The organism is Mucilaginibacter psychrotolerans, assembly GCF_004519315.1.
GTDB lineage: Bacteria > Bacteroidota > Bacteroidia > Sphingobacteriales > Sphingobacteriaceae > Mucilaginibacter > Mucilaginibacter psychrotolerans.
In genome coordinates this window covers 105,060-118,639 of sequence record NZ_SOZE01000012.1, presented here as the reverse complement: position 1 = coordinate 118,639, position 13,580 = coordinate 105,060, and the positions used below count along the sequence as shown (strand labels likewise).

Sequence of the window (13,580 nt, the reverse complement as noted above, 5' to 3'; positions counted from 1 at the left end):
ATTTCTGAGGGCTTTGTTTTTTTGGGTTAAGCTGTTAAAATAAAGCCGTTATTTAATGCTGATTTAATACAGGCATCCTATTTTTACCGCAAAAACAATGAGCAACCGCAGAGAATTTATCGGCACAGGATTAACCGCTTTGGCAGGCCTTACCTTGTTACCCGCCGTAAATAGTTTTGCTAACCCTGGCAATGCGTACAAAAGCTTTGCAAAGGCAAAGCCGAGGTTGCGCTTTGCACTGGCATCTGACATCCATTACGGCCAGCAGGGTACCCCTTACCCCGAAAATACTGCCAACATGATCAGGTGGCTCAATGCCGACCATGCCAAAAACCACCTGGATATGGTTATTGTGAATGGCGATCTGGTACATAACCGACCTGATCTGCTCCCCGAAATCAAGGCCAAATACCTGGATAAGCTGGATGTGCCTTACCACACCATTCCCGGCAACCACGATTTTGCGGATACCGCTATCTGGAAAAATACCTTTAGCTACGAAGATAAATACACCGTTGAGCATGGCGACATAGCCTTCATCCTCGCTAATACGGCCGATAACAAAGGCACATACGTTTGTCCCGACAATGCCTTCATCGAAGCCTCACTAGATAAGTTTGCAACCAGGAAAATCGTTTTTGTGGTGCTGCACATCCCGCCGGTAAAATGGCTTAAAGGCGAGGGCTTCCTGGATTGCCCGGATACCGTTGAGCTGCTGCACAGCTACCCAAATGTAAAGGCTGCATTCCACGGGCACGACCACTTGCTGGATGGCGTTAGGTACACGGGTAACAAGTTCCCGCATTTTTTCGATTCGCATATCGGCGGCGACTGGGGTACCGATTATAAGGGTTACCGCATAGTAGAAATTGACGACAACTACCAAATTTTTACCTACCAGGTAAACGCCAGCCAAAACCCGGTTTTAAACAGTAATAAACTGTAGCATGGCTTAACCAGGAAGGGGGCTACTCAGGTGAGGCATTTAAATACCCTACCAAAACGGGTCCAATCATTCTTTTTTGCTGTTATAGCTTTTGAAGTATCGATTGAAAATGATAGCTGCCGGATGCTAATTCATAAACCGCCAGCCCGTTTTCATATTTGATGAATTTGATGCCCTTCGCATCACCAACCGGTTTGCCGCTTTCATTAACCGTTTGCGTACTTACTGCCGGTAAGTAAATGGTCGCTTCTGTATTTGGAGGGATCGTCACTTTTAACGAAAATTGGTTGGCCTGGCGCTCCCAGTTGGTATAGATAATACCGCTTACGGTTCGATAGCTTCCCTTAACCCACTTCAAGTCGCCCACAACGGCAGGTTTGATGATGATCTTTCTAAAACCGGCACCGCTTTCGTCAGCGCCTATCCCTGCAAGGCCTTCAAAAAACCATTGGCTTATCTCGCCCGACATAAAATGGTTTTGCGACCCAAAGCTCCCTACGCCCGCATCCCATTTCTCGGTTAGGGCCGTTGCGCCCATTTTTAACTGGTAACCATAACCGGGCCTGTCCGATTGGTTGTTCATATCATAAAGTACATCGGAGCTGCCTTCGTCAGACAGTGCTCCTAACAGATACCGGTAGCCAACCTCGCCAGAATTAAATGAGTTACCCTGTTTACGGATATCGGCAACCAGGTTTTTAGTTAGGGCGTTTCTGTTTTCAGGGTCGGCAATATGAAGGTATAGCGGCATGGCATACGTGGTATTCGACCCTGTTGCATAGCTATTGGTTTCTGCCTTAAAATAGGCTTTATTAAAAGCCAGCCTGATGGTCTCTGCCTTTCGGGCGTAAGTTTCTGCATCCGCCTGCATGCCTAAAAGGGCAGCCATTTTTGCCATGATCTGATTGTCATAAAAATAGATGGCGGTTGCCGTAAAACTCTCGGGCGTTAGCTGAGAGCCCCATGCGGGCTTAGGCCCAATATCGTACCAATCGCCAAGGCCTGTTTGCAAAATATGGTCTTTTGTGGTCGACTCCAGGAAAGCCACGTAGCGTTTCATGTTTGGAAAATAAGTGCGCATTAACGAGATATCGCCCGAAAAGAGATACTGTTGCCAGGGGACGATGATGAACGAACTTCCCCATTCGGGAGAGTTTCTGAAGGCGTTGTTTGGATCGGCACTGGCGTGGAAAAATTCCGGTGCAATATTGGGTACAAGGCCGCTGCTCAACTGGCTGTCGTTCATATCGTTCATCACTTTACGAAACAGTGGCGCCATATCAAAATTGTAACGCAGGGCAGGTCCGTTCAGGTGGCACTCTTCCAGCCATCCTTGTTTTTCGCGGTGCGGGCAATCGGTCATAATGCTCATCATATTGCTCCGCTGCGCCCACCTTACCAGTGCATATATGCGGTTGAACAACTCATTGGAGCAGGAGAAACTACCGATAGGTGTTGCGGAGGAATGTACCACCTCGCCTTGTAGTGTCTCGATTACAGGTAGTGCATTATCGCCGGGAGCGGGATGCAATTCTACTTGTAAATAACGGCCTCCCTGGTAAAAAAACTTGGGGAACCATTTTTCAGGCCGATCTGATGCCAAAGTGTATTGCCACCAGGCCGGGCGAACACCGTCTTGCGTAGCCGAGCTGCGGTCAACGGTTCCATCAGCCGCCAACAGTTCTGATGGGATAATACGCACGAACGCGCCTTTAGCACCTTTTACTGTAATTTTAGGCATCACAGACGCATTCTGCCCCAGGTCGTACACCCAAAGGTTGGGCCTTAGCTTTGTTACTTTTACGGGGTTAAGGCTTTCTATCACTTTTATAGGCGGGGCAGCACAGGATAAGCCTTTTAACGCTCCACCCGGCGCGGGGCAAATGATAGCATTAGCCCAGCTATTGGCTTTTTTAAACCAGGCGGTGTTCCATCCGGCGGGTTCTAAACGGGCATCGTAATCCTCGCCACCAAAAAGGTTTGAATAGGTTACAGGCCCCGGCGATACCTTCCAGGACTTATCTGTTCCGATAACCTGTACCGATCCGTCGGCATAGTCCAATTTTAGGGAGGCTATTACTTTCAGCGGCCCGTAGGAGGTCAGGAATTTCACATACCGCACAGAATCGGGCGTGATGTTATACATGCCGTTGCTCAGCATAATACCTATTGCGTTTGCGCCACTTTTTAGCTGGCCGGTGATATCGTAAGTATCATAAAGTACCGTTTTACGATAATCAGACCATCCCGGCGAAAGTACCTGATCGCCCACCTTTTTGCCGTTAACACTTAGTTCGTACTGGCCAAGTCCGCTGATGTTAATAACCGCGCGGGTGAGGGCCGGCTTTACCCGGAATGCCTTACGCACCAACATCGACGAAAAATTGAGATCCGTAGGGGACGGTTTATTGGCCCGAAATTCCGGCAGGTCGCGTTTTAAGTTAAAATCAGTTTTTGCTGATTTATACTCATGGGCATACTTTTCTGCACCTGTGGCAGATATCCAGTCGGCACGCCATTCTTTATCAGTCAAAATGCCCATTACCCAAAATGCGGCTGCGCTCCAGTCAGATGCCTGGCCTTTTTCGTCCCAGATACGTACTTTCCACCAGTACTTTCGTCCCGATAGCAGCTGCTTACCCGAATAAGTTACTTGGTTCATTTGGTCGGACGCGATTTTGCCCGAGTTCCAAACGTCGCCTTTATCTGCTTTAAGGTTTTTTTCGGATGCTGTGACCAGCAGCTGGTAAGCTGTTTGGTGCATGCCCCTTGCAGCAGGCGATAAGGATTTAATTATCCAGCTTAAAGCAGGAGTTTGTATATCTACACCTAAGGGATTCGCATAGTGCTCGCAGGTTAACGCATCGGGTATATACCTTTTTTGTTGTGCCGTAGCCGTGTGCGCTAAAGCAGCCATACACACAAAAAGTATAAATTTAAAAGCCGTTTTTGTTCTCATAGTATGCCGGGTTTGTTAACTTGTATTAAATCATCGCTGCTCAAAATTGCCGTAAAAAAGTGAAAGGCTGTCGGGCGGGCGCCCGAATCAGCCTTTCGATATATTACCATTTATTACTGAGGAGAGACATTTTTAAGTCTTACCAGAACTTAACGTAGAGCATGGTAAGCAGCATGAGTGTTACAATGATGAGTGCAAGTGTGCCCTTATCAACTTTAAACATATTTCTAGGGATATCTAAAGCTTTAGGGTTTATTTTAGGCCCGGCAAGGCTGATAACCGCCATCACCACAACCGTGAAGAAGAACGACCATCCCATACAAATAAGGAACGGAATTTGCCAGGTGCCTTTTGCATCGCCGGTAGGGTAAGCAGTGTACAACAGGGTTTCGTGCCCGAATAAAGCAGGAGCGAAGTTGTTGAACAAAACCGACATGGCGAAACTGGTTAAGATACCCGCTATGGCAGCTGCACCGGTAGTGCGTTTCCAAAAGAAACCTAAGATGAATATGGCAAATATACCCGGGCTGATGTAGCCTGTATATTTTTGGATATAGGTGAAACCTCCCTCGCCACTGATGCCTAAAAGGTCTTTCCAGGTGAGGAGGATAGAGAACACCAATGCCGCAATAATAACGATCTTGCCGGTGACAACCATTTTCTTTTCGCTGGCCTCTTTGTCGATGTGTTTTTTGTAGATATCCAGCGTGAAAATGGTGCTGATACTGTTGGCTTTACCCGCCAATGAAGCTACAATTGCCGCTGTAAGCGCAGCAACAGAAAGCCCTTTTAAGCCCGTAGGTAAAAAGCCAAGGATGGCCGAATAGGCGTTATCTGAATTGAAATGACCACCGGAGTTCATTTCCTGTTGCAGCCCGCCATTTTTGTATAATACGTAAGCAGCAATACCCGGTAATACTACGATGATAGGCATGGCCAGTTTCATTAAACCTGCAAACAGAATGCCGGTACGCGCAGTTTTCAGATCGGCACCCAGGGCGCGTTGGGTAATGTATTGGTTACAGCCCCAGTAGTTAAGGTTTACTATCCACTGGCCGGCAAAATACATGGCAATACCAGGCAGGGCCAGATACTTGGTAATCTCGGCTTGTGGTGCATCCACTTTAGGTTTAGCCATTATCATTTTAAAATGCTCGGGGGCATCTTTAAACATGGCCTTTAAACCGGCAATAGCATCCTCGCCAAAGCCAAATTTCTGGCTCACCAAAGTAAGTGCTATATAGGTTGTAGCCAACCCGCCTATAACCAATACCAATACCTGAATTACATCGGTAAAGCCGATAACCTTCATGCCGCCCAACGTAATGAACAAGGCAAAAATGGCCAGGGCTATAATGATCTCATGCAAGTACCCGCCACCGGCAAGGCTGTTAATAGCCAGGGCACCCAGGTATAAAATAGAGGTTAAATTCACCAGTACGTATAGCAGCAGCCAGAAAATGGCCATGATAAAGCTCACCGTTTCGTTATAACGGGCATGCAAAAACTGCGGCATGGTGAATATCTTGTTCTTGAGGAATATGGGGATAAACCATACCGCTACGATGATAAGCGCAATAGCAGCTACCCATTCGTATGCGGCAACGGCCAAACCTACGGCAAAACCCTGCCCGCTGGTACCGATAAATTGCTCGGCAGAAATGTTTGATGCAATGAGCGATGCACCGATAGCCCACCAGGTAAGCGAACCTTCGGCCAGGAAAAAGTCTTTACTGTCTGATACGCCTTTTACTTTTTTGCGGCTGTACACCCAGTAACCGTAGCCGGATACTACGATAAAATAGATAACGAAGATAACGTAATCTATTGTTGTGAATTTATTCATAATTAGGGTTTTATATTGATTGTTTGTGATAAAGCAGGCAGCCTGTTCCCATCCGGACTGCCTGCATTAAATAGTTGTTATTTATAAGCTACCTCGTTCCAGCGCAGTTCGTTGCGGAAGCCGGCGATGGTGGTGTCTTTACCTATCCTCAGGAACTCGATGCCCGCCATGTCGGCAAAATCCTGTAATAGTTCGGCACTTAAATTCTGGCTGTAAGCGGTATGGTGCGCGCCACCGCCGTATATCCAGGCTGCACAGCCGGTTTTCATATCGGGGAGGGGTTTCCAAAGCACACGGGCCACGGGTAGTTTAGGCAGGTCGTGCTCCGGCTCTACAGCCACTACTTCGTTCACCAGCAAACGGAAACGGTTGCCCATATCAATCAGCGATGCATTCAGTGCATTGCCACCGGCCACGTTGAATACCAAACGCGCAGGGTCGGCCTTGCCGCCTATGCCCAGCGGGTGTACTTCCAGTGCAGGTTTGCCGCTGGCCAGTGATGAATCTATCTCCAGCATGTGCGATCCTAAAACGAGTTCGTTGCTTGGGTCGAAGTGGTAGGTGTAATCTTCCATAAAGGCGTTGCCACCTGCAAGGCCGCTGCCCATTACTTTAAAAGCACGCACTAACGCGGCCGTTTTCCAGTCGCCTTCGCCGGCAAAGCCGTAGCCTGCTTCCATCAAACGCTGCGACGCTATGCCCGGCAACTGCACCATGCCGTGCAAATCTTCGAAGGTATCGCTAAATCCCTTAAAGCCGCCATCCTGCAAGAATTTCTTTAATCCCAGTTCTATTTTCGCCGCCTCGTAAACCGATGAGTAGCCTGCGCCGCCTTTTAGCAGCGATGCATCCATGGTGTACAAGCTTTCGTATTCATCTGTAAGGGCAGTTACTTCTGCTTCGCTGATGCTATCAATTACAGCCACCAGGTCGCCGATACCGTAAGTATTTACCGAGAAGCCGAATTTGGTTTCGGCTTCTACCTTGTCGCCATCAGTAACGGCCACAAAGCGCATGTTATCGCCAAAGCGGGCAAATTTTGCGCCCTGCCAATCGTGCCAGCCTGCCGCAGCGCGTGCCCAGCTGTTTATCTCGTCTAATACACCGTTATCTTGCCAGTGGCCAACTACCACCTTGCGGTTTTTGCGCAGGCGCGATACCATAAAGCCGAACTCGCGGTCGCCGTGGGCGCTTTGGTTCAGGTTCATGAAATCCATATCGATGCTGCTCCATGGGATATCGCGGTTGTATTGCGTGTGCAGGTGCAGCATAGGTTTCTGCAATATGTTTAAGCCACGTATCCACATCTTGGCAGGCGAGAAGGTGTGCATCCAGGTAATGATACCGATACAGTTTGGCGCAACGTTGGCTTCCTGTAGGGTTTGGTATATCTCCTCGGTGCTTTTTACCACAGGTTTATACACTACGCGTACTGGTATCTGCCCTGCCCTGTCAAGTCCTGCGGCTATATGTTTAGAATGCTCTGCAACCTGCCTTAAGGTTTCCTCTCCGTATAAGTTTTGGCTGCCGGTAATAAACCAAACTTCAAATGTTTTTAGATCGATCATTGTTATTTAGATATGAGATTTTAGATATGGGATATTAGATTTTCTTAATTTGTTGATGATAACCTTAGCAAGGCTGCGCCGTGCAGGTTTATGCCTTGCTGGTACGTTTTCCTGAACTGGCCCAAATCCTGTTTCTTCCACAGGTCGCGCACCTTCACTTTGCCTTTGAGGCCCAGCGCGGCAAAATCTACCGCTACGCTTTTATTTGCATCGCTAATGTTGAACAGTGCCACATACAAATCTTTACTGCCCTGCACGTGCGAGTACCAAACCATGGCACCATCTTTTTTATAAAGCTGCTTAGGGTTTTCGCCTTGTTGGTTAGCACTCAATACCTCGGCATTGGTAAATAGCTTCAGTTCCAGATCGCGGTTTTCGGGCATATTGCCGCCAAGCATCAACGGCGAGCGGTAAATGCTCCAGAAGGTCATGTGGGTGTACTGCTCGTCTTCGGTAAAGCGGCTGTAGCGCTCGTTGCCAACGGGGCCGCGTTTAGATAGTTTGCCTATCTGTATCATGTCGGCATCGGGCCAATGACCGGGGCCGCCAACGCCTTCCCAGCTTTTGGCGTAATCAAACATGTGGAGTATCTCTTTCCAGTTATCCCAAAAATCGTCGGCCATGCGCCACATGTTGGCGTACTGGGTAGCATGGGCCGCTTGGGCAACCGGCGTTTCGCCCGGCGAAAGGCTCAACACCATGGGCCTGCCGCAATTATCGATGGCTTTTTTATAGCCTTCTACCTCGGCATTGCTGTATGGGCGCGATAGGTCATCCACCTTTATAAAATCTACACCCCAACCGGCGTATAGTTCTAAAATAGAGTTGAGGTACTCCTGTGCACCGGGCTTCTTCATGTCAAGCCCGTACATGTGGTTCATCCATGGGCATTTGGAGTTGGTATCGGCTACCATATCTGCCGTGATGCCATTGGTGCCTTTTACGGGCGTTTTGCTCCACACCGCCTGCCGTGGAATGCCACGCATAACGTGTATGCCAAATTTGAGGCCCTTGCTGTGTACATAATCTGATAATGATTTGAAGCCTTTACCATCAAGCGCCGAAGGGAATTTATTAGGTTGAGGCAACAAGCGGCCCCATTTATCCATGGTGAGCCAGGGCACGTAAGAGCCATCGCCAAGGCGCATTTGGAAGGGGTTGCCTATGTTGCTACCGGGAGGGTTGTCGTAGCTCCAAAGAAAATCTACTACAATGTACTCCCAGCCAAAGACTTTCAGCTTATCGGCCATGTAATCGGTATTGGCTTTTACCTCATCCTCGTGCACAGCCGAGCCGAAGCAGTTATAGCTGTTCCAGCCCATAGGAGGCGTGGCGGCTATTTTAACTTGTGCCGATGCGCCAAAGCAAAAGGTAATACAAGCAATAAGTAAAACAATAGAGCGAAATTTCATGCTATCTAATAACCCCGTATTTTTTTTGATCTCAAATCTCATATCTCACGTCTCAAATCTAACTCTGTCCGTAATAAGAATCCGGCCCGTGCTTGCGCTCATAATGCTTTTTTACCAGGGCATCCTTCAGGCGCGGCGCGTTAGGGTTTATCTGTTCGGTAAGGTAAGCCATGTGGGCAACGGTTTCTAAAACCGCGCTGTTGTAAACAGCTTTATCGGCCGTTTTACCCCAGGTAAAGGGTGCGTGGTTGCCTACCAGTACCATTTCTACCTCTTCGTAGTCCAAATCCTGACTTTCAAAATGATTGATGATTTGGAAGCCGGTTTCATATTCGTAATTGCCCTGTATCATTTCGTCGCTCATTGGCGGGGCGCAGGGGATATCGCAGGTGAGGTGGTCGGCATGGGTGGTACCGAAGATGGGTATAGCACGTTGCGATTGTGCCCAGGCTGTGCCAAATGTAGAATGGGTGTGTACAATGCCGCCAATTTTAGGCCATTTTTTGTACAAGACGGCATGCGTTTGCGTGTCAGACGAGGGGCGTTTGCTGCCCTCAACCGTTTTGCCGTCAAAATCTACAATAACCATCATCTCGGGCGTAAGCTCTTCATAAGGCACGCCGCTGGGTTTTATAGCAAATACACCCAGTTCGCGGTCGGCAGCGCTTACATTGCCAAAGGTGAACAGCACCAGGCCAAGTTTTGGCAGCTGCATGTTGGCCTCGTATGCCTTTTGTTTAATATGTTGATACTGGCTCATAGCTTAGGCGTTTTGCAGTTCGGTAGTGTTTTTAAGTGCGGTTTGCTTCGCGATATCCTTGCCCAGGGCCTGGTATTGCTTGTAGCGTTTCTCGTAAACATCGCGCAGCCCTTCGTTGGGTTCGTAGCTTACATCAAAGCCGCGGCCCATAGCCTGCATGGCGGCTTCCACATCGGGGTAAATACCCGCTACCACAGCCGCAAACATGGCAGCACCCAGCGCACAGGTATGTTTAAATTGATGGATGCGGATAGGCATACCCAAAATATCAGCCATCATCTGCATCACGAATGGCGACTTTTTGGCCACCCCGCCGATACCTATGATACCTTTTACCGGGATACCCTCGCTAATGAAACGCTCTACAATGCTTTTGGCACCAAAGCAGGTAGCTTCGGCCAGGGCGCGGAAAACACGTGGCGCATCGCTACCCAGATTCAAGCTGCTGATAGCACCCTTCAGGGCCTGGTTGGCATCGGGTGTGCGGCGACCGTTGAACCAGTCTACCGCCAGTTCGTTATATTCTTCTATCGGCAACAAGGCTGCCTGGCGGCTAAGCTCGGGTATAATAAGTTCTGCTAATTCTTCTTTGAGGGCCTCTGCGGTAGCAGTATCCAACAGTGTTGATTGCGACAGCAGGTTATTGATGGGCCAGGAAATGAGGTTTTTGAACCAGGCATAGGTATCGCCAAAGGCAGATTGCCCTGCTTCTAAACCCGCCATGCCGGGGATAACCGAGCCGTTTACCTGCCCGCAGATGCCTTTTACCAGCTTGCCATCAATCTCGGCAGATGGGGCAACCAGAATATCGCAGGTAGAGGTACCCATTACCTTGCTGAGGAAGTAGGGCTCTATTTGCCCGCCAACAGCACCCATATGCGCATCGAATGCACCGGTGCCTACTACCACATCGGTACTGAGGCCAAGGCGATCGGCCCATTCGGCACTCAGGTTACCGGCGGCTACATCGGCGGTATAAGTATCTTTGTAAAGTTTATCGGTAATGCCGGTCAATAGTGGGTCGAGCGAGCTAAAAAAGCTATCGGGTGGCAGGCCGTCGAACTCTTCGGCCCAAAGGGCTTTGTGCCCTGCCGAGCAGCGCCCGCGTTTGATGGCCTTAACATCGGTACCGCCGGTAAGCAGGAAAGGTACCCAGTCGCAATGCTCTACCCATGAATGCAGGGCAGCGGCAACAGCGCTATCTACACGTACTACATGCAACAGCTTGGCCCAAAACCATTCTGATGAATAGATACCGCCAACATATTTAAGGTAATTCGGTTCGAATTTTTCGGCGTGAGCGTTTATCTCATCGGCTTCGCGGATGCCGGTATGGTCTTTCCACAACACAAACATGGCGTTGGGGTTCTCGGCAAACTCCGGGCTAAGTGCCAACGGACTGCCTGTAGCATCAACCGCCACAGGGGTAGAGCCGGTAGTATCTACAGAGATGCCTTTGATGGCTTTGGCTATCAATGCGCCGCCTGCCTGTTCAATACAATCTTTTATGGTGGTTTCCAGGCCCTCTATGTAATCTAAAGGGTGCTGCCTAAACTGGTTTTCTGATGGCACGCAGTATTTACCATCGCGCCAGCGGGGGTAATTAAATACAGAAGAAGCGATCTCTTGCCCGTTGGAGGCATCAACGATTACCGAGCGAACGGAATCCGACCCGTAGTCGACACCGATCACGTACTGATCTTGGCTCATATATTAGCTTTATAATTGAGTGTCTAAATAACACTTATTTTTTTACAAAAAGAAATTTTTGCAAGGAAACATCAAAAAAAATTAAGCAGGATGATGTGGGGCCTAATTCTGTAATGAATCGGGATTGGGGATGATATTGATAAATGCCTGAAAATTAGCGTAATACTTTTGCATATTAAGCTGGTAGTAAAAAGCGCCGCGTTTTGAACCCGCCTTATCCTTATCGGTTAGTTTGATGAGCAAACCGGTAGCCAGTACCCTTTTGCTAAAGTTGCGCTTATCTATACTGGCGTTAAAAACGCTCTCGTAGAGGTTTTGCAGCTGTGGTAAAGTGAAGCGGGAGGGGAGCAGCTCGAATAAAATAGGGTGCAGGGCAGCTTTGTAGCGGATACTTTTCTTGGCCAGCTCTACCATTTCCTGGTGATCGAATATAAGTTTGGGGATGCGTTTAAGCGGTACCCACTCGGCATGGAAGTCGGCGCTTATCTGTTTTTCATACTTATGGATGTCGATGAGGGCGAAGTAACTTACCGATACGGTGCGCTCAATCGGGTCGCGACTGGTTTCGCCGAAAGAGTACATTTGTTCGAGGTAAACACCCTCTAAGCCAGTTAATTGCTTTAATATGCGGTTGGCGGCCTGGTCCAGACTTTCGGTAGCTTGTACGAAACCGCCCATCAGGCTCCATTTATCCTTTTCGGGGTTGAACGCCCTTTTGATGAGCAGCAGCTTAAGGGTTTCGCCGTCAAAACCGAAAACAATGCAATCCACCGCAAGCAGGAACCGGGTTTGTTTTGAGTATTTGAGCATGCTGCGATGTGTAATTATGACAGAGTTAACCGCAAATATAGTTTAAGCGGCCATATTGCAAATTATTTATTGGCTTTTGTGCAAAAAACCATGGTTTGTGGTGAAATTATTGCTTTTTATAGCAGTAATTGAACACAAAAGCACACAGAAAATAATTTAAGTGTTTATTTTACAATTAATGCGGAGGTGTGGCGTTGCTGTAGGAGTTGCTTAATCCAGGTCTTCATCCTCGTCTTCTTCCTCGGGCACATAGTTGGTAATGGCCAGGCCTATGCGGTTGGTTTCGGCATCGTTATCAAACATCGGCAGTTCGGTTTCGGGGTCTAGTTTTAGCCACAGGTTTTCGGTGTCTTTCTCAATTTTGCCAAATTCGATCCCTGCTTTAAATATGGTATATACGTTATCTTCCTCGGGGAAAACGGAGTAAACTACGCCGTTAACCAATACGTCGAATGGGTCTTGCATGGGTGTTTTCTGAATTTTAAAGCCGCGAAGTTACCAAAATAACTATTCACGCGGCTTTAAATCAGGGAAATCGCGTTTGAATTTTTGTTTCCCTCTTGAGCGAGGGCAGGGGTGTGTTAGGCTATGCTTTTAGCGCTAACGCACCCCTCAGCCCCTCTCTCCAAAGGAGGCCTTCGGACAAGGGGGGAATCGCACAAATTCCGGCTTGCGTTACTTTTAAAAGGGATTTCCGGGCGTCAAATCTGCGAGTAAGCCGTTGGCACCAGCAGGGTTGAGGTTATTTTGTTTACCAGCAGGGCGTCGGCATAATCGGGCACGGTGCTGATCTTTTTCCACTGCGCATCGCCTACAAAGGCTTTCCAGTGTGCATCCTTGGCGGCGAGGTCATCAAAGGTCACCATATAAGTAAGGTTGGGCCTTAGCGCACCGATAATGGTTTCGCCCCAGAAAACGGGCTTAAAGCCCAGGCGTTTGAAAATGTCAATCTCGCCCTGGTCGTTAAACATTTCTATCTTCTTTTTACCGGCGGCTTCGCTGGCGCTTTGGTATTGGCGCAATTCGAAAATGCGGGGTGTACCTGGCGGTACAGCAATCAGCGGACTATGCTCAAAGGCTTTCATCAGCGAGCTTTCTATCCGCTCGTAAGCCGGTGCGCTGGCAGGGGCATTAAGGTAGGCGGCTCCTTTCGCCTGATAATCCGCATCCTTACTCAGCTTATCGGCAACAGTGCCTACATGGGCCAGGTTGCTGTAGGTGATGAGTACGTATATTTTGGTTTGGCCATCGGGTTTCAGTTCGGTAAATACACCTACATGGTTTGCGGCGGCGCGGTTAAGGGCGGGGATAGCAGCATTTTGCAGATAATCTTCCACCAGTTTTTGCTGGGCCTCGCTTTTGAGGGTGTAAGTGCGCAGTTCGTAGTAGTCGCCGCCTTTAAAGGGGGCGTTATCGGCAAGGGCATTTACAGCGGTTGCAGGGATTACAGCTGCAGCAGCGCCGCTTAAAAGGGTGCTTTTCACAAATGAGCGTCTTTTCATCAATTTACGGGATAATGGTTGTGCTAAATGTAAGCTTTATTTCCTGATTTCGGATTTCGGCATTGGG

10 protein-coding genes are annotated in these 13,580 nt (G+C 48.7%); 1 reads left to right on the top strand and 9 read right to left on the bottom strand.

Annotated features, from left to right (window positions below; all coding sequences use genetic code 11):
- Positions 1 to 97 precede the first annotated feature (97 nt).
- Positions 98 to 946, top strand: coding sequence for a metallophosphoesterase family protein (locus E2R66_RS13615; protein WP_133231478.1), 849 nt, complete (start codon positions 98 to 100; stop codon positions 944 to 946).
- A gap of 82 nt (positions 947 to 1,028) precedes the next feature.
- On the opposite strand, the gene E2R66_RS13610 is transcribed toward E2R66_RS13615, so the two are convergent.
- The 9 genes from E2R66_RS13610 to E2R66_RS13570 form a co-directional block, all read right to left on the bottom strand.
- Positions 1,029 to 3,905 carry a family 78 glycoside hydrolase catalytic domain gene (locus E2R66_RS13610; RefSeq protein WP_133231480.1) on the bottom strand — a complete coding sequence of 959 codons (2,877 nt, stop codon included), beginning with the start codon at positions 3,903 to 3,905 and terminating at the stop codon, positions 1,029 to 1,031.
- 139 nt (positions 3,906 to 4,044) lie between these two features.
- A complete protein-coding gene (locus E2R66_RS13605) occupies positions 4,045 to 5,751 on the bottom strand; it encodes a sodium:solute symporter family transporter (RefSeq protein WP_133231482.1) in 1,707 nt (568 codons plus the stop codon).
- A 77-nt stretch (positions 5,752 to 5,828) separates the two neighbouring features.
- Positions 5,829 to 7,319 carry an L-arabinose isomerase gene (gene araA / locus E2R66_RS13600; RefSeq protein WP_133231484.1) on the bottom strand — a complete coding sequence of 497 codons (1,491 nt, stop codon included), beginning with the start codon at positions 7,317 to 7,319 and terminating at the stop codon, positions 5,829 to 5,831.
- A 44-nt stretch (positions 7,320 to 7,363) separates the two neighbouring features.
- On the bottom strand, positions 7,364 to 8,731 hold the full coding sequence (locus E2R66_RS13595) for a glycoside hydrolase family 27 protein (RefSeq protein ID WP_133231486.1): 1,368 nt from the start codon (positions 8,729 to 8,731) through the stop codon (positions 7,364 to 7,366).
- A gap of 58 nt (positions 8,732 to 8,789) precedes the next feature.
- Positions 8,790 to 9,491: an L-ribulose-5-phosphate 4-epimerase gene (locus E2R66_RS13590; protein WP_133231488.1), complete on the bottom strand. Its 702-nt coding sequence runs from the start codon at positions 9,489 to 9,491 to the stop codon at positions 8,790 to 8,792.
- A gap of 3 nt (positions 9,492 to 9,494) precedes the next feature.
- Entirely contained in the window at positions 9,495 to 11,201 is a 1,707-nt protein-coding gene (locus tag E2R66_RS13585) for a ribulokinase (protein WP_133231490.1), read from the bottom strand.
- A gap of 102 nt (positions 11,202 to 11,303) precedes the next feature.
- Positions 11,304 to 12,011, bottom strand: a complete 708-nt coding sequence (locus E2R66_RS13580; protein WP_133231492.1) for an NUDIX hydrolase — start codon at positions 12,009 to 12,011, stop codon at positions 11,304 to 11,306.
- A gap of 210 nt (positions 12,012 to 12,221) precedes the next feature.
- Positions 12,222 to 12,476, bottom strand: coding sequence for a hypothetical protein (locus E2R66_RS13575; protein ID WP_133231494.1), 255 nt, complete (start codon positions 12,474 to 12,476; stop codon positions 12,222 to 12,224).
- A gap of 236 nt (positions 12,477 to 12,712) precedes the next feature.
- Complete coding sequence (locus tag E2R66_RS13570) at positions 12,713 to 13,513, bottom strand: NIPSNAP family protein (protein WP_133231496.1); 801 nt, start codon at positions 13,511 to 13,513, stop codon at positions 12,713 to 12,715.
- Between the last annotated feature and the right edge of the window lie 67 nt (positions 13,514 to 13,580).